The organism is Oligoflexia bacterium (assembly GCA_034439615.1).
GTDB lineage: Bacteria > Bdellovibrionota > Bdellovibrionia > JABDDW01 > JABDDW01 > JAWXAT01.
In genome coordinates this window covers 1-19,620 of sequence record JAWXAT010000015.1, presented here as the reverse complement: position 1 = coordinate 19,620, position 19,620 = coordinate 1, and the positions used below count along the sequence as shown (strand labels likewise).

The window sequence follows — 19,620 nt, the reverse complement described above, 5'->3', positions numbered from 1 at the left end:
ATACCCTCAATTAGCTGAAGAAAATTTAAAATCTTTGTGTGTGAATTCAATGCGCATACCGCGAAGAGGTTTAGTGCTTGTGCGTAATGTGGTTTTTCGTCCACTAAGAGTTACGTTTTCAATGAGATGAATTCTGATTTGATTGGGTTGCCCATTTGCTAGTGGAAGAGTAGCTAAATTTTCAATGTCATAATGATAGCATTTTTGTGAAGCCTCATTAGGGGTAGTTTGAAAAACTTTGTAAGACATTGGCTTAAAAAGTATTGGAGATTTTACTCCAAAATTATTCAGTGGAAAATTCTCTTTTAATGAATAGTAATTATTTTTGCCATCCATATCATTGTCTGTTTGAATAGCTACCGATTGTCCGACGATTGGTAATCCGCTTGGAAGTGCCAATGAATCGGGAACTTCATCATTATTTGAATCAAATCTTTCAACGTCAGATCTGAGTGTGAGCTCTTCGCAGTCATTTAAAAAATCACCATCTGTATCTTCAAATGTAAATGGCGCTGAATTTGAATGGGGAATATTTGCACATTTTAAACTGACAGCACTTGTTGTTGCGCAGCTGGTAGAACTACAGGGTTTTCCAGTAGATGAAAATTGCACGCCGTCACGTACGCCATCACCATCAGAATCATGATTGAGTGGATCACTGCCAAGAGTTCTTTCAATTTCATCGGGTAAAAAGTCAGCGTCAGAGTCGGCTAAAAACTTTCCTTGCCACCATATTGTGTTAGTATTTTGAATCCAGAGTTCCATAAAAGTAGATTTTGTTAGTCTTGGTGGTGCTGCAAATTCTGAAAAATTAATTGCCTGACCAGCGGCTGCTTGTATGAAGAGACCTTTGCCTTCATCACTCATGCTATTTAAAATATTTTGAGCAACGGGTGAATGATTTTGATAATAGTAAACCGTATTAAAAGTCACGCGATCAAGATAACGCAGCTTACTATCGGGAGGTGAAATAATTGATTTTACTTTTGCGCGGTAAACGCTAGCATTAAGGCCTTCATCAGGTTCGCCATCAGAAATAAAGAAAACAACATATGCAGAGGTGACGATTTCATTTTGTGTATTTAATAGTTTTACTCTGTCTAGATCGTTGTAAATAAATTCACGTACTTTATCTAATGCCAGATCATAGCGAGTGCCACCTCTATCACGCTCTAGTACTTTTGATTTTTCAAAACCAAGTTTGTCGATTATTGAGTTGTTAGTATTTGAAACCTCGGGTTGATCTGTTACGCTACTTTCGTAACCAGTTACATATTCTGCGGTGTCATTAAAGTTGATGATTGTATAAAATAAATCTGGCTGTGCACTTAATGCATCTCCACTTACAAACTGTAATAGTGGATCATAACGGCGTGTTCCTTGGCGATCAGTAGGTGGTAAAGGTGAAAGTGGGTCTGGGCGATTTATTAGGTTAATGTTACTTGAAGAATGGTCAATCACGAAAACAAATTTTAATTGCGTGCGAAGCTTTACGTCGTCAACAGTACAAAACTCGATGAGTGCTTTTTGATTATCAATGAGTGGCTCACCAGAGGGTAAAGTTTTCTTTTTATCAATGCGTGGGTCGCCGCAATTATTAAAAGCAATAATTAGCACAGAGCTGATTGCTAAAAGTGAGATCGACATTGCAGTGCGTTTACTTAAAAATAAGCGGAGATTCATTTTTGATCTCCTTCAAATAATTCCTCAACAGGCACATCACGATTTGTAAAAGTTAAAATTTCACCATCTTTAAAGTCAAATTCAATCATTGTATCATTTTTAATTTCACTAGCAATTACGGCGCTCATTTTTTGTGCTTGATGCTGGCCGGCATTATCTTCGATAAAAATAATTCGAATATCATTTCCGTTTTTAACATTCATTACGGGAATATTTTTAACTGTAAGATTGTAGCATGATCCAAGATTTGTATTTTCACTTATCACCAACTCATTTTGAAAAACCGGAGGGTACGGAAGCATTAAAAGACTGTTAGATAAAAATCGAGGAGAATTTTTCTTTAGTTCTTCAAGATTACTCAAGCCATCTACATCTGGATCAAAGGCTGCATCATTTGCGTAGAGAGGATTCATTCCAAATTTAAATTCAAGATCATCAGGTATCAAATCACCATCTGAATCAACTTTGTCTTTGTCTGTGCCTAGTAGATCTTCTTCGCAATCATTGAGGTTGTCTTTATCGGCATCAAAACTGTAACCATTTGGACAATTGGGTAAACTTTTTTGATCATCTTTTTTGTAACCAGCTTTGACCATCAAGAAATCATTGTAACCATCAGAGTTAGTATCAAAACCGTCAAGAAACCCATCATTATTTAGATCTTCGCCGTCGGGCCCGATGCCAAAGACATCACGGTTTTCTTGATTTTCTTCAAAGTCATCTGACAACCCATCGCGATCTGAATCAGGTGTGAAGTTACCTTCAGCCGTTACAACGCTTGATGCGTTAATCACGAAATATTGTTTGAAAGTGCTGCCACTTGCGGGGCAGTATTTCTTAACTTTTATATTGAGAACTTTTGGCGGAAACTTTGAAAACAGAGTTTGATCGTTAACATCAAATTGACCGCAGTTTGTATAGCCCATCATGAGAATCGGAAACATAAATGCGAAAATCACGACTTTGTGAAATCGCCTAAATATTTGAATAGATTTATTTATGCCCGAAATAACATTCACGCCGCACGCTCCACATAATTGCCTATTATGTATATCGGCTTTGCGTACTAAAACTTTAGTCGAGTTTCATGAATTTTACCCAACTTCTAGGCGTTTAAGTGAACTTTGGCGCTAGATAAATCACCGCAATTTTAAAAACGATTTGGTGAGCCTCCTGGGCACCAAAAGCGGCGCTTTTACATGCTTAAACAAAGGCTTAAGGAAATCGTGTTCTTCTTAAAAAGAAATCTCTGTCACTGACTTGTATAATTTAAGTTGAAAATATTAGAGCAGATTATTTTTCTTAAGGTCTTCTAAAATTTTAACGAGCTCACCTGCATTCCGGTGAGTGAGTATTGTTGGCTCAACGTAACGATAGAGAATATAACCTTTTGTATTAATAATAAAAACTGCTCGACTCACTTGCCCAAACATCAAAAGCGAAGTACATCCATAGGATTTTGCGACAAGGTGATCTGGATCTGACAAAAGCAGAAATGGAAAATCATACTTTTCAGCAAATTCAACATGCTTCTCGGTATCATTGTGACTGATGCCAAAAACTTGAACTCCAAACTTGATAAAATTCTCAAAATTATCACGATAATTACACATCTGTTTTGTGCAAACAGGTGTGAAATCACCAGGATAAAAAGCTAGTATTGTTGGAGCCACTGCGGAAACTTGACTCAAAGTGACAGTACCACCATGGTGGTCTTTTAATGTAAAATCAGGTGCTTTTTTGCCAATTACTGTGCCGATGCCTTCCATACTTAAATTACAATATTTTATAAGGAGTATGTCAACAAGTCATCTAAGCCAAGTATCAGATACTATTTTAGTACTTTTCGAAGTGCTCGTACAAACGCAAAGATATCTTCTTCTTGTGTGTCAAATGACGTCATCCAACGTACTTCAGATTTTTCATCATCCCACACGTAAAAAAAATATTCTTTTTGCAATTTTGAAATTACCTTCTTTGGAATCTGTGCAAACACAGAATTTGCTACTGTTTTGCGTGGAATTTTTATACCGGGTATATTTTGTAACTCATTATAAAGAAGTTGCGCCATACGATTTGAATGGCGTGCATTTCTTAACCATAAATCATCTGTTAAGAGCTCATCAAATTGCGCAGCTATGAATCGCATTTTTGAAGCCAGCTGCATACCCTGTTTTCTGATAAATTTAAAATCATGTGCTAGTTTCGTGTTGAAAAAAACAACAGCTTCTCCAAAAAGAAGACCGTTTTTCGTACCACCAAATGACAAAACATCTATTCCTAAATCACGAGTGGCCTGTTTAAGACCCAAACCAAGACTTGCTGCTGCATTTGCAATGCGAGCACCATCCATATGCACATACAAATCATTTTCATGGGCAAATTTGGTAATCGCTTTAATTTCTTTTACTGAATAAACAGTACCCAATTCTGTAACTTGTGTGATTGAAATGACTTTGGCCTGCACATGGTGCTGATCACCCTGACCAGCAAATTGTTTTTTTATTCCTTCTAAATTTATTTTCCCATCAAGTGTAGGTATTGTTAGAAGTTTATTACCCGTAAATTTTTCTGGGGCACCACATTCATCCATATGAAGATGTGCAAATTGTGAACAGATCACAGCATGATAAGACTTAGTCATTGCTGCTAAAGCTAAAACATTTGCCGCAGTACCATTAAATACAAAAAAAACCTCCGTATCTTTGCCAAAGATGGTACGAAATTTTTTAACCGCCCTATCTGTGTAATTATCGGACCCATATGCGACCACATGACCCGAACCAGCATTTGCTATAGCTTTTAAAATCTGCGGATGCACACCGGAATTATTATCACTGGCAAAACTGCGACTTTTAATCAAAAAATCTCCTCAAATTGAATATGGCAGGAATCAAACCTATATTTAGACTAATTTTTCTTATTTGACAATATACACTTCAACATCCATTTTTGTACTAACGATTATTATTTAATTACACCTCAAAGGAACACACCATGAGATTCACTAGTTTAATTACTGTATTACTAAAATGATAATAGGAGAAAAAATGGGCGATAAAATTCAATTAGATTTTGTTGATAAATTTGGCTGGATTTGGCTCAACGACACTAAGGGGCTCAATCTCATGGGCTCCGATTTTTTTCAAGAACTCAACACTGCCCTTGATCAGGTTGATAAGAAAAAAGACACCTTAGGCTTAATAATTTGTGCTCGTGAGAAGAATTTTTCAATGGGCCTAGATCTCAAAATTACTATGAATGCAAAACCTGAAGATTTAGTTGATGCTACAAAAACGGCAACTCAAACTTTTAACAGAGTTGCTGCATTATCATTTCCTACATTGGCTATTTTCAAAGGTCTTACAGTCGGTGGGGCCATTGAGCTTACCGCTGGGTGTGACTTTCGCTATGCAACTCAAGACACAAGAATTTCTGTTCCGGCAGCTAAAATTGGTTTTGTTAATCCTGCGGGAACATGTTTTCGATTGGCGCGCCTCATTGGTCTTGCGCGTGCTAAAGAATTAATGATGACATCCCAACTCATTGATTCCCAAACAGCCCTTCAATGGGGGCTGGTCACAAAAGTTATAGATCAAAACGATATGATTAACGCAGCTACGGCTTGGAGCAAAATCATTAGTAGCCAAGAGCCCAGAGCACTTCAAGCAACAAAAACACTCTTAGATGTGAGTTTTGAAAATAGCCTTCAATCTTTTCTCAAGCTTGAAGAAAAAGAAGTCCTAGCATGTTGCATGAGAGAAGAACCGTTTATTAGAATGAGAAATTTCTGGAAGAAGTAAGGCTACGCCCTCACACATAACTAGACTTAAAATCTAGCCCATAATGACTCTGCTTTGGACTAGTTTTAAGTTTGAAGCAACACCATCTATGCACTCTAAGTAAACTTAAGGCACAATAATACTATGCGTGCCCAACTTTTCTTAGTTCTTGCATCTATGCTACTCATTACAAGTGCTGCTCATGCACGCACAGGTCCTTTAGGATTTGCGACAGGTTTTGGTTTCGGTCCTGCGGGTATCGACGTGAGCGATGGATATACACGCTATAATATTGGCGGACCTCTCATGACTTTAAATACTGGATTTCATATCCAAGATTTTGCTCTAGGTATGGAAGGCCAATTCTTCAGTTTTCAAGGCACAATCACCGACTACTTTGCTGATGGTGGACTTTACATTAAGTTTTATTGGCTAGAAAATTGGTACATCAAATACAAAATGGGTTTATCACGCCTTCAACGTCTCTCAAACAGCGGCCTTACTTCAACATTCACAACATGGACTGGCGGAAGTGTGGGCGGAGTCTTAGGTTGGGATATCATCGGTGAAGGAAGCTCCCCGTTTCGTTTAAGTATTAATGCTGGAGCCCAGCGCTTAGAATTTGGATCCATCATGACTCGTCAAGGTGAAACAACTTCTAATATGGATCTCCCTAATAAGATGGTAGGTATACTTTTTTATACTTATCTGGGTCTTGACTGGTATCTCTGATAATTTAATTTTAAAATATTATATGTCAACGGGCATTTGGTCATCAGCTGACCACTGCATAAATGAACCATCATATAGACGTGCACTTAACCCTGCTTTTAAGGCACCAAAGGCCACATGGGCTGAACGAACCCCATTTGAACAATAAAAAACAAGCTCAGAGTTAGTATTAACTTTATGTTCTTTTAAGAGCTTAACTAAATTATCTGCATCAGAGATATTTCCGGAATCATTAAGAAATTTAGTCCACGTAATATTAATGGCTCCTGGAATATGCCCTGGACGCTTTTCGTTTAAAGTTTTTTTACCATTAAATTCTTCAGCTGTTCGCACATCTATAATTACTTTGTCGGATTTTTTTTCTTTTACAAAAACTGCAAGTTCTCTTTTTTCAATTTTTATTAACGCATTTATCTTAGGCGTCCAAAGTGGGGCTTCATCAACATCTAATCTTTCACCAAAAAGTTTTTTACCCTTCATGTAATCAACATTAAAAACTTGGACTTTCTTTACTCCCAAATACAAAAGCATCCAACCAATACGACCTTCTTCGCCAATACCCTGGGCCCCATCACCCAATACAATAACCTCTCGATCAGGCTTAACACCTAAAAGACGAAGTTTTCGGGCAAGTAATCCATAATCTGGATCAAGAGCCCCTTTATGCTGTTCTTCGGTTTGAGAATAATCTTCCCAGCGAATGGGTTGTGCTAAATTGAGGTGTCCCATGGCATATTTAAATGCAGGTCTCGCATCAAGAACCACGGGTGTTTTAAACTGCTTCTTTTTTGGCGGATATTTTGGAGCTTTACCAATCGGAATCGTAACAGGCTGAGCTTGAGCTGGTGAAAATATAAACGTAAAAACAATCATCGCAACGATTGCTAGAATTAAAATAAACCCGATTTTTCTTAAAATTTTCATCGATTCATAGGTCTCATGGTAGGGAACAAAATAATATCTCGTATAGAAAGTTGCCCCGTGAGAATCATCACAATTCTCTCAATTCCAACTCCGACACCACCCGTTGGTGGCATACCGACATCGATAGAATGCAAAAAATCTTCATCCATAGGGTGCGCTTCATCATCAATGACTCTTTGTTTTTCTTGATCTTGAAGTCGACGTCTTTGCTCTTCTGGGTCATTAAGCTCTGTATAAGCGTTACCTACTTCCATCCCTGCAATAAAGGGCTCAAAACGCTCAACCAAACCTTTTGTTTTACGATGACTTTTTGTGAGTGGCGAAATTTCTTCAGGATGGTCGATAATAAACGTGGGCTGAATTAAATGCTTCTCTGCTACTAATTCAAAAATAGCACAAATCATTACACCACGAGCTGGCATTTTTTCTTCGTCATAACCTAATGATTTTGCTTTTTCAAAAAGAGCTTTGTCATCAAGTGTTGATGAATCAAATTTTCCATACTCTTTAATGGCATCATGCATGGTGAGTCTACGCCATGGTGGGGCTAGCTCAATTTCATGCTCACCATATTTTACTTTAGTTTTGCCACAAACTTTTAGAGCTACTGTTGAGATTAAATCTTCAAATTGTTTCATTTGATAATTATAATCAGTATAGGCCTCATACCACTCAAGCATCATAAACTCAGGATTATGCGATCGATCAATTCCTTCGTTTCTAAAATTTTTACTCATGTCATAAACTTTTTCAAATCCACCAACGATAAGTCTTTTAAGATAGAGCTCCGGTGAAATTTTTAAAAACAAAGGTATATCGAGTGCTCGGTGATGAGTTTTAAATGGATGTGCTGCTGCTCCCCCATAGATAGGTTGAAGCACGGGAGTTTCAACTTCTAAAAATCCGCGAGAATCTAAAAAATTTCTTACTTCTCTGATTATTTTTGAACGCGTTTCAAAAACAAGACGCGCTTCAGGGTTAGTAATTAGATCAAGGTAGCGCGCACGATATTTCACCTCTACGTCAGCAAGACCTGAATGTTTATCTGGTAATGGCTCAAGAGTTTTACAAAGCATTTGAAATTTCTTAGCACTGAGAGTGAGTTCACCGGTTTTTGTACCAAACATCAAACCTTCAACACCAACAATGTCGCCAAGATCTAACAGCTCAAAACTTTTTGCGTCCTCAGCAGATAGTTCAGCTAACTTAAGATAAACTTGCATGGTGCCTGATTGATCTTGCAGATTAAAAAATGCAGCCTTACCCATCAAGCGAACAGTCATCACTCGACCCGCAAGTCGAATCACAGGCTCAAGTGTATGTTCTGTAGCTTTAAGATGACCAAATTTTGAACGCACTTCTAAGATTGTGCTGTTTCGTTCAAAATTATGAGGAAACGGATCAATACCCGCTTTTTTAAATTCGTGAAGCTTTCGTCGTTTTTCAGCTTTAATTGGATTGTCAGTATTATCCACCTGAACTCAAGCCCTCTCAGCAGATTTAAAAATATCTTGAACTTGATTTAATAATTTAATGGCATCGTTTTTAGGACGCTGAAAAGCATTGCGCCCCATAATACTTCCAAATGCGCCGCCTTGAGCAATTCCTTTTACTTCTTCAAGAAGCTCAGCATCACCTTTAACTAATCCGCCTGAGAAAATTACAATGCGTCGGCCGTTAAAAGTACTTTGAACAACATGACGAATGCGCTCAGACATTGTAGCAATTGGAATTTGTGCTTTTTCATAAGCTTTTTTTGCTTCTGCTTGCTCGATATGATTGGTAGGTGGTTTTACTTTAACAATGTGCGCACCAAGTTGTGCCGCAATGTGAGCACCGTAGGCAATAACATCAATACCCGTTTCACCTTCTTTACTAAGGCCTCCACCTCGAGGATACGACCAAACGACAACCACAAGACCTTTACGTTTTGCTTCTTGAGTAAGTTCAGCAATTTCTTTGTACATGTCATTACGCTGTGCACTTCCCGGATAAATCGTAAAACCAATTCCTGCACAACCAAGTCTAAGAGCTTCATCAACTGAACCCGTCATGGCTGATTTTGGTTCTTTAGAGGAATACAAAACATCAGAGTTATTAAGTTTTAAAATTAAAGGAATTTGACCAGCAAATTCGCGAGCACCCGCTTCTATAAAACCAAGTGGAGCTGCATATGCGTTACACCCTGATTCAAGGGCTAATTGAAAATGATATTGAGGATCATATGCCGAAGGATTCACTGCAAAAGATCTAGCAGGGCCATGTTCAAAACCTTGATCAACTGGCAAAATGACAAGTTTTCCAGAACCAGCGATTCGACCTGTATTCATGAGTCGTGTGAGGTTGGCAAGTACACCTGGATTATCAGAACCGTACCAGCTTAAAATCTCTTTTACCCGAGGGGTCATATGATGCTCCTTTTTAAGTAATCATCATGGATTACACGGGCTTTGCCCGGGGTGCAAGAGCATCTTGAGGAGAGTTAGAAGAAAAGACCAGTATGAATGCAAATAACTCCAGCTAGAGCTACTACGAGAAGCCAAGAATAGACCCAATGGGGATCACTGATTTTTCCACCATGATTGAGGATTTGCTCTGTAGAACCAAAAGTTCCACTGCGAGTCATGAATAGTAATGTTGAGCGTTTTAAATCAGACATCTTGCACCTCTTTAAATTGCTTATTTAAACTTTCAAGTAACACGGAAATTGACGCCATGCAATGTTAGCGAATTTATTATTGGTTCGATAACGTTCACCCTATTTCTGCCCCCCGGCAACACACAACTACACCATTACAAAGTGTGTGCCAGCCAATGGACCAAATAGCGGATCTGTTTAAAAATTTGTTAAATTATTTACATGAAATCTGTAATGACGAGAATTTATCAACCTACTTTTATGACGGTTCTCCCAAAAGTCCCATTTTTAAAAGCTCAGGTTCATAATACTCAAAACCACTTTCAAAAACTTTTAGATTTCCATGGTCGATAAAAAATACGCGGTTAGAGAGTGTTCTTAAAAAATGACGATCATGGCTAACAAACATGATTGTGCCTTCAAATTTTTTCAAGGCCTCAAGCAATACTTCGCGAGAACGAATATCAAGATGGTTTGTAGGTTCATCAAGAATCAGAAAATTAACAGGTGTGGCTAAAATTGTAGCTAAAACAACCCGACTTTTTTCTCCACCAGAAAGTACTGAGATTTTTTTATCGGCATCATCACCGCTAAATAAAAAACAACCAAGTAAACTTCGAATACTGCCAATTGTTGAATTTGGAATTCGGTTTTGAACTTCTTCAAAAATAGTATTTTTCGGATTTAATACGTCTAAAGAATGCTGACTGAAATAACCCAGTTTTATATTCGCACCGATGGTAACCTTACCCTCAGTTGGATCTGTTTGACCCACAATAGTTTTAAGAAGTGTCGATTTGCCCGCGCCGTTAACACCAACGACAGCTATCTTGTCAAGACGCCGCACCATTCCAGTGAGATTAGTAAAAACGGTTTTTTTCTTAGCATCTTCTTGGGTGTATGTTTTTGATAAACTCTCAATTTTAACGGCCTCATTACCACTGCGAGGGGCTTGAGGAAAATCAAAATACATTGCTTGTTCTTCAGGTGGAATTTCTATGCGATCGATTTTATCAATTTTTTTAACTCGTGATTGCACTTGAGCTGCATGAGATGCCCTTGCTGCAAATCTTGCTATGAATTCTTCTTCTTTTGCGAGCATGTCTTGTTGTTTTTTATGTGAAGCCAGGAGTTGATCTTTTCTAATGCCCCGTTCTTTTTCATAAAATGCATAATTACCTGTAAATGAGGTAATGCTTTTATTTGCGATTTCAACAATTCGATTCACTAATCGGTTTAAAAACTCACGGTCATGACTTGTCATAACGAGAGCACCTTTAAAATTTCGTAACCATTCTTCAAGCCAAATGATTGATTCTAAATCTAAATGGTTAGTGGGCTCGTCCATCAAAAGTACATCAGGATTCAGAGCTAAAATTTTAGCTAATGCGATACGCATTTTCCAACCACCACTAAAACTCTCAACGGAGCGATTGAAATCATCTGGCCCAATTCCAAGACCAGTTAAAATTGTTTTTGCACGCGCATTAAGATCATACCCACCGCGCGCTTCAAACTCGAGTTGGGCTTCACCATACTTATCAAGAAGTGTGGCCATGTCTTGTTCAGAGAGTGGTTTTTCTGCAGTTTCTTGAAGTCGAAGTTCCATTTCAGCAATTTGAGCGGCTAATGTTGATACGCGCCCTGCACCTGCTTCTACTTCTTCAAGGGCTGAGCGCCCCTTCATGTCACCTACATCTTGAGAAAAATAGCCAATGACGAGTTTATCGGGAATATTCACATGCCCACTGTCGACACTTTCTTCACCCATAATGACGCGAAAAATCGTAGTTTTCCCAGCACCATTTGGGCCAACGAGGCCGATTTTATCATTGGGTCGAATTTGAAAACTACCGTCGCGGTAAAGAATTCTATCGCCGTACTGTTTTGTAACATTGCTTAAATGAATCATGGTCGTGAATGTAGCAAAGATTAACGAAAGGTTCTAGCGATCATTTAAATTGTAGTCATGAAATTATCTACTCTCTGACTTGACCCTTACCATCGATAATCCAACGAGCACTTGTGAGTTCACGAAGCCCCACGGGGCCACGAACATGCAATTTTTGCGTGCTAATTCCAAGTTCTCCACCCAGACCAAATTCGAAGCCGTCAGTAAACCGAGTGGAGGCATTCCAATATACTGCAGCCGCATCAACTTCTGATTGAAATTTGCGCGCTATAGATTCTGACTTTGTTACGATTGCTTCAGAATGTTTAGAACCATGTAAATCAATATGTTCAACAGCCACACCAAATGATTTCACCACGCGACAATTCATTTTTAAATCAAGGTATTCAGTATCCCAACTTTTTTCTCTCGCCCGAGTTACATGGCGCTTGCCCTTTAAAATCTGCGCACTTTTCACACAAGCATACCAATCTACACCAGAGGCTGCGATTTTATCATAAAGTGCTAGCAGAAATTCTTTAGCTATTTTTTCATGTACCAAAAGTGTTTCCATTGAATTACACACTCCGGGTCTATGAATTTTTGAATTTGTAACGATATCTAAAGCCATATCAAAATCAGCATCTTCATGAATATAAACATGGCATAGGCCGCGATCATTTTTAATAATCGGAATTTCAGAATTGCTCACAACAAATTCAATGAGACTTTCACCACCTCGAGGAACCACTACGTCAATCCATTGTCTTTGTTTTAAAAGTGTTTTAACGACTTTTCGATCAGGATCCGTAATCCCCCAAAAACAACTCGGAGAAAAACCATGGAGCATCAAAGATTCTCCTATGATTTCATAAAGTGTGCTTGTGGTTTTCATTGATTCTTTTCCGCCGCGCAAAATTAATACATTGCCGGACTTCAATGCCAGTGAAAATGCCTCGATTGCGACATTTGGGCGTGATTCAAAAATCATAAAGATAACACCTAAGGGTGATCGAATGCGCCTTAGAATTAAATCATTCTCCAATGTACGACTATCAAGCTCTTCACCTACGGGGTCAGTCAGCTGAATCACTTGCTGAAGACTCGCACAGATATTATCTATTCGTTCTTTATTAAGAAGTAGGCGATCTCGAAATGCAGCTTCTGTTTTTTTGGGTAAGCGCTTAAGATCAAGACTATTTGCTTTTAAGATTTCACCTTGTCGCTCTTGAATAAGATCAATTAATGAAAGTAACACCTGATTTTTTCGATCTGTGGTCGCACTTCTTAATTCTTTTGCGCCTGCTTTTGCCGAACTCAAATGCTTAAAGTGGGTTTTATTAATTTGCCCCATTATTTACTCCTTGAAATTACAGTTCCTACATTTTCACCCTGAGCGATTCGAGTGAGTCCTGCTTGCAAATCACCTTTGATAAGCTGGGTGGTGATTCCTTTACTACCCGCTTCTTTTGCAGCTTTAAGTTTTGAGAACATCCCGCCCGTACCACGACTTGATTTAGAAGATAATCCCACTTCTTTAAGAAGTTTTGACGAAACGCTATTAAGTGTTTCTATAAGTTTAGCATTTTTGTATTTCATGGGATCCATGTCATAAAGACCTTCAACATCTGTCAAAATAATAAGACGCTCGGCACCTGTCACGGCAGCAACTTTTGCGGACAAAGAATCATTATCACCAAATTTTATTTCATCAGTAGCTACAGCATCATTTTCATTTATGATGGGGACAACTTTCCACTTCATCAGCTGTTCAACTGTATGTTTAAAATTAAGTCGTCTTTTTGGATCTGACAAATCTTTATATGTTAGTAAAACTTGAGCGCCCACAAGACCCGTTGCATTGAGTGCAATGTTGTAGAGATCCATTAACATCGGCTGTCCAATGGCACTGAGTGCTTGTTTTTCAAACAACGACCAGTCAGCTCTTGTTTTACTAAATTCAGTTCGTTCAACTGCTGAAGCGATTGCACCTGATGTCACCCAAATTACTTCGATTTGATGTTGACGCCTAAGTGTTAAGAGTTGTTGCATCCAAGACCTTAGCAAAACAGGGCCACCATCACAGACAATTTGACTTCCAGCTTTGATCACCCATCGACGCATACTCAAATTAGATTCTCCACTCTGTTTTTAATCGCAAGATTCATTTGATGAAAAAGTAACGTTGTTTTTTTCTTCATAAAATATTTAAAAAATAGTGTCGGAAAAAATCCAAAAAACAATTCCCAGTGCACAAAGCGTACTTTGTTCTCACCTAGTGGAATAATTTGATAATGATGTTCACCTAAACCAAATTGTCTAAACCAAACATGCCCGCGCCAAGCAAATTCATAGGGCGGATTATAAATCATAACTTTTGATCGCCACTTCACCATAGGGCCACCTCTTCCAAATAAAAAAATATGTTCTCTTAAGGGAGAACCATGTTTAGAAGGGTCACCTTCAATAAAATTAAAAAGTGGGTTCCACTGATTAAATTTAGAAAAATCAATGAGCACTTCCCAAACTTTTTCGGGAGTACTATTGATTTCAATATCAGTCCAAACTTGTCTGAGTGCCATGGTGATCCAATAAGTTTTCCATAGGCCCAAGATTTTGTCTATGCAACCAACACACGCCCTGACCATGCGCGCAATTTTGTTAAGATCGTGTTAAATCTTTTATTGACAATAATTCTTACTCAGCCTTAACTAAATTTAATAGAGACATCCGCTGGTTGTCTTCTATGCCTAAAAGTTGATCTGTGACCTTTTACCACCCATCGTGGGTGAATTTTCGGGGCAGATTGTAATTTTATGTCATAGGAGTCGTCATATGAAGCTTCTTGTTATTTCTTTTCTCTGTGTTCTTATTTCTTCGGTTTCATTCGCAAGTGGTTATGAGTGCCAAGGCCAAGGTTATCGCGTGAAGATGTATAATCACGTGCAACCGGTAAATGGTACTTCTAACCCAGCAGTTCTTATTGTTTCATCTGAGAACCGCGATGTTGGAACCATCGGAACAGCTCGTGGAGTTGAGATCTCAAAAGCAGTGACTGCTCGAACCGAAATTTACGAAGCAAAACTGCGCGTAAATCAAACCGGTCGTTATGCAGGTGTTAACTTTCAAGTAACCAAAGAACCCGGTTCAAACGGGTTGCACTGGGGCCGTTTAGTATTAGCAGCCGATGGTGCTAGTTACGGTGGAGATATGGCTTGCCGTCGCTATCTCAAAGATCAAAGATAATTTTTTTTCATCTTTAAAGTGAACGGTATGAACCGCTTTCGAAAGAAAGCGGTTTTATTTTTTAATAGGACCTTCTTCTTTTACAATCGCATTTCTAAAATTTTCTTCAAACTCAATCCATGTTTGAATACTCTCCTCACGCATACCTACCTCAGTCAGAGTCTCACGCAACAAAACAACACGCCTATCAAAATGACCTTTTAAAATCGGAGGCATTTCTAAATGAGCAGTAGTTGGGGATTTTCCAAAATACTGATAGTTTTTACCCATAGCACGTAGAAGAAACGTTTTTTGTTGTTGTATGATGTGGTTGAGATTCTTATTATCGAAAAAAAATCCTAGCATTATATCTTTTGCCATTTTCTCATAAAAACGAATGAGGATTTTCTCAATACCAGTCTCTCCACTGGCATCAACATAGAGTTGAGTAAGTTTTTTAACCATGATTTATTAATTACTCAAAACTAAATTCAACAACTTCGAATTCTTTGATTCCACTGGGAGTAGTAACTGACACAATCTCACCTTCAGCCTTGCCAATGAGGGCACGAGCAATGGGTGAGGCAATAGAGAGTCTACCCGCTTGAGCATCGGCTTCATCAACACCAACTATTTGGTAAGTTACTTTTTTAGCTTTTCCATTTTCATTGATGTCTTCGAGCACAACTGTTGCGCCGAATACTATTTTATCACTTTTTAATTTTGAAGGGTCTACTACCTGAGCACGTGAGAGTTTGTTATTGATGTCGGCGATGCGTGCTTCCACATAGGACTGTCGTTCTTTTGCAGCATTGTACTCAGCATTTTCGCTTAGATCACCATGCCCACGAGCTTCTTCAATGGCTTTAATCACATTAGGCCGTTCAACAGACATGTAGAGCTTCAAATCTTCTTCAAGTTTCTTTTTGCCTTTAACCGTCATGGGTACTGTATCTTCACTCACTTCATTTACTCCTGTTTTAGGTCGAAAATATAAAGACCGAGAATACTAACTTAGGTAAAATAATGACGCAAGGGTTCATATTGCTAGTGATATTAAGGGGTTAGAGAAGTTCTTTAATCTTTTTTCTAATTTTTTTCTCATCACCGGGTCCAAAACCATTATAAATTGCTGCAATTTTACCCTGTCGATTCATCAAGAAAGTAGACGGCACTGCCATAAGATTACACATCTCAGCAAGTTTTTGACCATTACTCGCAATGTCATGCACTGACTGATAATCTAGGGGCATTGTTTTAAGAAACTCTATTGCCACTGACTCCTCGTCGTCTTCATTTACAGCAATAATGACTAGCCCCTGTTTTGATAATTCATGATGAATTTTATTAAACAGTGGAAGTTCTTTCTTACAGGGCTCACACCAGCTGGCCCAAAAATTAACGATTACTACTTTGCCTTTGAGTTTTGTCAAACTCACTTTTTGCTTACTACCTATGATTTTTAAATCAAATTGCGGAAAGTCTTGCTGCAACTTTAAAGCTTCACCAGCAATAAGCATTGAAGGAAAAATCAGACCAAGAATTATGAGCCATGTTTTCATGAGTTTAATTTAACACAGTTCTTATAAGAAAACTAAAGCAAGCTAGGCCAGTCTAGTCTAAGTTGACTTACCGCCTTAAAACCGAGGACAATAGAGTAACCATGCATCCATTTTTTGAAGTCATAAAAAATGCAAATTCTATTGTCTTAAGCACACACACCCAACCCGATGGTGATGGCTTAGGTTCACAGGTAGCACTTTTTTGGGCTCTCAAAAAAGCTGGTAAAAAAGTTCGTATTTTAAACGTTGATGACACACCAAAAAAATATAACTTTTTAGATCCACATAAAAATATTGAGACCTTTAATCACCTCAAAACTCCACTTGAAAAAACAGATGTGGCCTTAATCTTTGATACAAATGACCCTGAATTGCTCTTGGGCTTATGGGATGAATTGCAAACTAAATGCAAAAAAGTTCTTATAGTTGATCACCACCCGCCACTTGAACGTTATCCACTTCAAGGTGACGAACATTTTATTGATACTAACTCTAGCTCCACAGGGCAAATTGCTTTTAGCATTATTAAAACAATGAACATTGCTCTTGATGCACAAATTGCCTTACCGCTTTATGCGAGTATCGTCTTTGATACAAATTACTTCAGATACATTCGGGGCGATTCCACACCTCATTTGATCGCAGCTGAACTATTAAGACATAATATCGAGCCACAACAAGTGCATCGTCATTTATTTGGAAATCACACACCTAATAAGTTGAAGTTTTTATCTCAAGTATTAGGTGCGGTAGAGTATGAATGCGAAGGTCGCCTTGCGTGTGTACGTGTTCGTAAAGATGACATGAATGCATTGGGTCTTGAGATGGATGACACTCGAGACATCATTGATATGGTCATCAATGTTGAATCAATTGAAGCAGCCGTTTTATTTAGAGAAGAAGCTAAAGATCATTTTAAAGTTAGCTTTAGGAGCAAAGGACTTTTTGGTGTTAGCGATTTAGCCCAAAGCTTAGGTGGCGGTGGACATCAATTTTCATCTGGAGCATACGCTCAATCTACTTACCCAGATTTGAAGTCAAAAGTACTCAAAGGTTTTGAAAAACTTTTCACTGAACTAGAAAAGAAAGCAGTTTCTGGTTAGCTCGTGGGAAAAAACAAAAAACAACCAAAACTAATTGTCTGCTTTTGTAATAATGTTCCTAAAGATGTGATCGAGGATGCCATTAAATCAGGTGCTCAAACGTTAAATGAAATTTATGATAAAACAACAGCCGGCGTTGGCCCCTGTGGCGGCAGTTGCAGAAGACGTATTGCTCCGATGCTTGAAAAATATATTGAAACCGGAAAGTTTGACGAAGAATTACCCCAACCAGTACCGCTCATCAAAAAAAACTAAATCAAATTTTATTTAAGAGACTTGCTCAACACCTGTGATTTCGGGAAGATATTCTTTAATACGCTCTTCAACACCAAAAGCTAAAGTCATCGATGCTGATGCGCAATTTACGCAAGACCCTTGAAGGCGTACTTTTAAAACATTCTCTGGTGTTAGTTCAACAACTTCAATATCACCCCCATCACCCTGAATCATGGGGCGCACTTCACGGTCGATAAATTCTTTGGCCTGAGTGAGTAAATCCATGAGCCCCTTTTAGCACGGTCGCAGGTTATCTGGGTTATAAAAGTTTAATCACTGTGATAGCAGCTGCAATATAAGCCTAATCACTGTGATAGCAGCTGCAATATAGCCTAATCACTGTGATAGCAGCTGCAATATAGCCTAATTAATGAATTTATCCATGTGACCTAGACCAAAAACTGTCACAGCAGCATGAATGTTATGAACCCGACATAGGAGCCTTAAATTACTCAAATCGTTTGAGCCCCCAAGAGCCCTTGGCGCGATGTGATCAACTTCAAGCCTAGATCTAGAAGCGCATCTTTTCATTGTTGTAGGATAAATGTAGCTACACCGATTTGCATCTCGGTGAAATACCTGCCTTCTTGTAGATCGTAAAACTGCTTGGGTTGATCTAACCGTGTCCGCTAGCGGACACTTCTTTTGCTCAAGAATTTTACTTTGTGGCTCACATTGATTGTTCAGCATTTGATCTTGCTTTTCTAATTGATTGTTCAGTTTCCTTTCTTGCTTTTCTAACTGGGAAATAGCCCTATCGAGAGCCTCCTCGATCACATCAATAGTTTTAAGATTGTTATTCTTGTACGAGAGTAGATCTTTAAACCTATCAATCTTATCTTTCACGCGCTTAGGCATGGGAAGTCGCATTTCAGAAATATCCTCAGTAATTTGTTTGATTCTTTCTTTCATTAATGGACGTGGTGATAGCTGATTTAAATAAATTTGTGCTTCTATCGTTGATTTTGTTTCCAAAACACCAAGAATTTCACACTTTGCATTATGGCTCAAAGGCTGGCTTTCTTTAGCTTCTGCATAAAAATAGCTTTGTGCCGAAGCTAAAGCTGAGAGTTCAAATATTCCATTGGCTAATTTATCTTCTAATTCTGGATGATCTTTGAGAAGTCTCATGGCATTGATTCTTCTGTATGCTGCCCCACGCGAATATTTTAATTCTCCAACACAAAACTCGATCAAACTTGGGTAAGCCTCCTCTGCAAATGCTCGTCGTCTTTCAATTTCTCTTAGTACATGCAAAATCCAAAGAGTTTTTGCAGTTTCTGCCTTTACTGAACTTTTAGCTTCTAAAACAAGATCTTTGCTTGAAAGTTTTCTTAAGTTTCTGATTTGAGTTTCATGAATCATGATTATTCCCTCTTCATTAGACTTGGTTATTTTCATTAACTTCTGATTTAAAATAATAACATGACTTTTTGACGACAGATTTTACGCGTTTATTGACGGACACAGCTAATATTTTTTAATATTTGAGAAGGGGCGGATATTTATTAAAAAGGTGCAACCACGCCAAACGTGTAGACTGTAGCTAGCATTTAAAGCATGTTTCCATAAGCAGACTTAAAATTCAAAAAAGTCATAAAAACCATTGTCAATATTAAAATTGACCTATGTTTCAGGTTGCGCCATTATTTTTTTAAATTAATTTAATCGGCCAGGCGTGTGAAAGTAATCATAAACGATGCGTTTGTTCTGCAGTTGCTTGTTCTGCAGTTGCTTGTTCTGCAGTTGCTTGTTCTGCAGTTGCTTGTTCTGCAGTTGCTTGTTCTGCAGTTGCTTGTTCTGC

Annotated in this window: 22 protein-coding genes; 5 read left to right on the top strand and 17 right to left on the bottom strand. The window is 38.3% G+C overall.

Annotation, left to right across the window (positions count from 1 at the left end; all coding sequences use genetic code 11):
* Positions 1-6: 6 nt before the first annotated feature.
* The 4 genes from SGI74_04140 to SGI74_04125 all read right to left on the bottom strand — a co-directional run bounded on the left by SGI74_04140 (position 7) and on the right by SGI74_04125 (position 4,546).
* Positions 7-1,683, bottom strand: a complete 1,677-nt coding sequence (locus tag SGI74_04140) for a hypothetical protein (GenBank protein ID MDZ4676679.1) — start codon at positions 1,681-1,683, stop codon at positions 7-9.
* Complete coding sequence (locus SGI74_04135; GenBank protein MDZ4676678.1) at positions 1,680-2,702, bottom strand: hypothetical protein; 1,023 nt, start codon at positions 2,700-2,702, stop codon at positions 1,680-1,682. Before SGI74_04135 ends, SGI74_04140 begins: the two co-directional genes overlap by 4 nt.
* A 264-nt stretch (positions 2,703-2,966) precedes the next feature.
* Positions 2,967-3,452: a peroxiredoxin gene (locus tag SGI74_04130; protein ID MDZ4676677.1), complete on the bottom strand. Its 486-nt coding sequence runs from the start codon at positions 3,450-3,452 to the stop codon at positions 2,967-2,969.
* Between the two features lie 62 nt (positions 3,453-3,514).
* The gene (locus SGI74_04125) at positions 3,515-4,546 is read right to left on the bottom strand and encodes a low specificity L-threonine aldolase (protein MDZ4676676.1); all 1,032 of its coding nucleotides are present in this window, start codon (positions 4,544-4,546) and stop codon (positions 3,515-3,517) included.
* A gap of 187 nt (positions 4,547-4,733) precedes the next feature.
* Here SGI74_04125 and SGI74_04120 point away from each other — a divergent pair, with 187 nt between their 5' ends.
* Positions 4,734-5,486, top strand: a complete 753-nt coding sequence (locus SGI74_04120; protein MDZ4676675.1) for an enoyl-CoA hydratase/isomerase family protein — start codon at positions 4,734-4,736, stop codon at positions 5,484-5,486.
* Positions 5,487-5,609: 123 nt separating this feature from the next.
* The gene (locus SGI74_04115; GenBank protein MDZ4676674.1) at positions 5,610-6,197 is read left to right on the top strand and encodes a hypothetical protein; all 588 of its coding nucleotides are present in this window, start codon (positions 5,610-5,612) and stop codon (positions 6,195-6,197) included.
* 18 nt (positions 6,198-6,215) lie between these two features.
* Here SGI74_04115 and SGI74_04110 read toward each other — a convergent pair whose 3' ends face one another.
* The 8 genes from SGI74_04110 to SGI74_04075 form a co-directional block, all read right to left on the bottom strand.
* Positions 6,216-7,121 carry a rhodanese-like domain-containing protein gene (locus tag SGI74_04110; protein ID MDZ4676673.1) on the bottom strand — a complete coding sequence of 302 codons (906 nt, stop codon included), beginning with the start codon at positions 7,119-7,121 and terminating at the stop codon, positions 6,216-6,218.
* On the bottom strand, positions 7,118-8,596 hold the full coding sequence (lysS, locus tag SGI74_04105; protein ID MDZ4676672.1) for a lysine--tRNA ligase: 1,479 nt from the start codon (positions 8,594-8,596) through the stop codon (positions 7,118-7,120). Before lysS ends, SGI74_04110 begins: the two co-directional genes overlap by 4 nt.
* Positions 8,597-8,602: 6 nt before the next feature.
* Positions 8,603-9,529: a class I fructose-bisphosphate aldolase gene (locus SGI74_04100; protein MDZ4676671.1), complete on the bottom strand. Its 927-nt coding sequence runs from the start codon at positions 9,527-9,529 to the stop codon at positions 8,603-8,605.
* A gap of 74 nt (positions 9,530-9,603) precedes the next feature.
* Positions 9,604-9,780 (bottom strand): hypothetical protein, encoded by a 177-nt coding sequence (locus tag SGI74_04095; GenBank protein MDZ4676670.1) that lies wholly within the window; start codon positions 9,778-9,780, stop codon positions 9,604-9,606.
* 238 nt (positions 9,781-10,018) lie between these two features.
* Positions 10,019-11,671, bottom strand: a complete 1,653-nt coding sequence (locus SGI74_04090; GenBank protein ID MDZ4676669.1) for an ABC-F family ATP-binding cassette domain-containing protein — start codon at positions 11,669-11,671, stop codon at positions 10,019-10,021.
* A gap of 67 nt (positions 11,672-11,738) precedes the next feature.
* Entirely contained in the window at positions 11,739-13,004 is a 1,266-nt protein-coding gene (locus SGI74_04085) for a glutamate-5-semialdehyde dehydrogenase (GenBank protein MDZ4676668.1), read from the bottom strand.
* Positions 13,004-13,774: a glutamate 5-kinase gene (proB, locus tag SGI74_04080; GenBank protein ID MDZ4676667.1), complete on the bottom strand. Its 771-nt coding sequence runs from the start codon at positions 13,772-13,774 to the stop codon at positions 13,004-13,006. The genes SGI74_04085 and proB overlap by 1 nt, the downstream gene beginning before the upstream one ends.
* 2 nt (positions 13,775-13,776) lie before the next feature.
* Positions 13,777-14,262 (bottom strand): SRPBCC domain-containing protein, encoded by a 486-nt coding sequence (locus tag SGI74_04075; protein ID MDZ4676666.1) that lies wholly within the window; start codon positions 14,260-14,262, stop codon positions 13,777-13,779.
* A gap of 223 nt (positions 14,263-14,485) precedes the next feature.
* On the opposite strand from SGI74_04075, the gene SGI74_04070 reads away from it, so the two are divergent.
* Positions 14,486-14,896 (top strand): hypothetical protein, encoded by a 411-nt coding sequence (locus SGI74_04070; GenBank protein ID MDZ4676665.1) that lies wholly within the window; start codon positions 14,486-14,488, stop codon positions 14,894-14,896.
* A 54-nt stretch (positions 14,897-14,950) separates the two neighbouring features.
* Here the strand turns inward: SGI74_04070 and SGI74_04065 are convergent, their stop codons facing one another.
* The 3 genes from SGI74_04065 to SGI74_04055 form a co-directional block, all read right to left on the bottom strand.
* Positions 14,951-15,340 (bottom strand): group 1 truncated hemoglobin, encoded by a 390-nt coding sequence (locus SGI74_04065; GenBank protein MDZ4676664.1) that lies wholly within the window; start codon positions 15,338-15,340, stop codon positions 14,951-14,953.
* 10 nt (positions 15,341-15,350) lie between these two features.
* Entirely contained in the window at positions 15,351-15,839 is a 489-nt protein-coding gene (greA, locus tag SGI74_04060; GenBank protein MDZ4676663.1) for a transcription elongation factor GreA, read from the bottom strand.
* Between the two features lie 100 nt (positions 15,840-15,939).
* Positions 15,940-16,437: a TlpA disulfide reductase family protein gene (locus tag SGI74_04055; protein MDZ4676662.1), complete on the bottom strand. Its 498-nt coding sequence runs from the start codon at positions 16,435-16,437 to the stop codon at positions 15,940-15,942.
* A 101-nt stretch (positions 16,438-16,538) separates the two neighbouring features.
* Here SGI74_04055 and SGI74_04050 point away from each other — a divergent pair, with 101 nt between their 5' ends.
* Both SGI74_04050 and SGI74_04045 read left to right on the top strand, forming a co-directional pair.
* Positions 16,539-17,540, top strand: coding sequence for a bifunctional oligoribonuclease/PAP phosphatase NrnA (locus SGI74_04050; protein MDZ4676661.1), 1,002 nt, complete (start codon positions 16,539-16,541; stop codon positions 17,538-17,540).
* 3 nt (positions 17,541-17,543) lie between these two features.
* Positions 17,544-17,795, top strand: a complete 252-nt coding sequence (locus SGI74_04045) for a (2Fe-2S)-binding protein (protein ID MDZ4676660.1) — start codon at positions 17,544-17,546, stop codon at positions 17,793-17,795.
* Positions 17,796-17,807: 12 nt separating this feature from the next.
* On the opposite strand, the gene SGI74_04040 is transcribed toward SGI74_04045, so the two are convergent.
* Positions 17,808-18,041 (bottom strand): NifU family protein, encoded by a 234-nt coding sequence (locus SGI74_04040; protein MDZ4676659.1) that lies wholly within the window; start codon positions 18,039-18,041, stop codon positions 17,808-17,810.
* A gap of 138 nt (positions 18,042-18,179) precedes the next feature.
* Complete coding sequence (locus SGI74_04035) at positions 18,180-19,181, bottom strand: HNH endonuclease signature motif containing protein (protein MDZ4676658.1); 1,002 nt, start codon at positions 19,179-19,181, stop codon at positions 18,180-18,182.
* Positions 19,182-19,620 lie beyond the last annotated feature (439 nt).

Excerpts from the sequence above, each read along its gene's own strand:
- SGI74_04140 (MDZ4676679.1), bottom strand. The coding sequence starts at position 1,683 with ATGAATCTCCGCTTATTTTTAAGTAAACGCACTGCAATGTCGATCTCA.
- SGI74_04130 (MDZ4676677.1), bottom strand. The coding sequence starts at position 3,452 with ATGGAAGGCATCGGCACAGTAATTGGCAAAAAAGCACCTGATTTTACA.
- SGI74_04120 (MDZ4676675.1), top strand. The coding sequence starts at position 4,734 with ATGGGCGATAAAATTCAATTAGATTTTGTTGATAAATTTGGCTGGATT.
- SGI74_04115 (MDZ4676674.1), top strand. The coding sequence starts at position 5,610 with ATGCGTGCCCAACTTTTCTTAGTTCTTGCATCTATGCTACTCATTACA.
- SGI74_04110 (MDZ4676673.1), bottom strand. The coding sequence starts at position 7,121 with ATGAAAATTTTAAGAAAAATCGGGTTTATTTTAATTCTAGCAATCGTT.
- SGI74_04100 (MDZ4676671.1), bottom strand. The coding sequence starts at position 9,529 with ATGACCCCTCGGGTAAAAGAGATTTTAAGCTGGTACGGTTCTGATAAT.
- SGI74_04095 (MDZ4676670.1), bottom strand. The coding sequence starts at position 9,780 with ATGTCTGATTTAAAACGCTCAACATTACTATTCATGACTCGCAGTGGA.
- SGI74_04090 (MDZ4676669.1), bottom strand. The coding sequence starts at position 11,671 with ATGATTCATTTAAGCAATGTTACAAAACAGTACGGCGATAGAATTCTT.
- SGI74_04085 (MDZ4676668.1), bottom strand. The coding sequence starts at position 13,004 with ATGGGGCAAATTAATAAAACCCACTTTAAGCATTTGAGTTCGGCAAAA.
- proB (MDZ4676667.1), bottom strand. The coding sequence starts at position 13,774 with ATGCGTCGATGGGTGATCAAAGCTGGAAGTCAAATTGTCTGTGATGGT.
- SGI74_04070 (MDZ4676665.1), top strand. The coding sequence starts at position 14,486 with ATGAAGCTTCTTGTTATTTCTTTTCTCTGTGTTCTTATTTCTTCGGTT.
- SGI74_04065 (MDZ4676664.1), bottom strand. The coding sequence starts at position 15,340 with ATGGTTAAAAAACTTACTCAACTCTATGTTGATGCCAGTGGAGAGACT.
- SGI74_04055 (MDZ4676662.1), bottom strand. The coding sequence starts at position 16,437 with ATGAAAACATGGCTCATAATTCTTGGTCTGATTTTTCCTTCAATGCTT.
- SGI74_04050 (MDZ4676661.1), top strand. The coding sequence starts at position 16,539 with ATGCATCCATTTTTTGAAGTCATAAAAAATGCAAATTCTATTGTCTTA.
- SGI74_04040 (MDZ4676659.1), bottom strand. The coding sequence starts at position 18,041 with ATGGATTTACTCACTCAGGCCAAAGAATTTATCGACCGTGAAGTGCGC.
- SGI74_04035 (MDZ4676658.1), bottom strand. The coding sequence starts at position 19,181 with ATGATTCATGAAACTCAAATCAGAAACTTAAGAAAACTTTCAAGCAAA.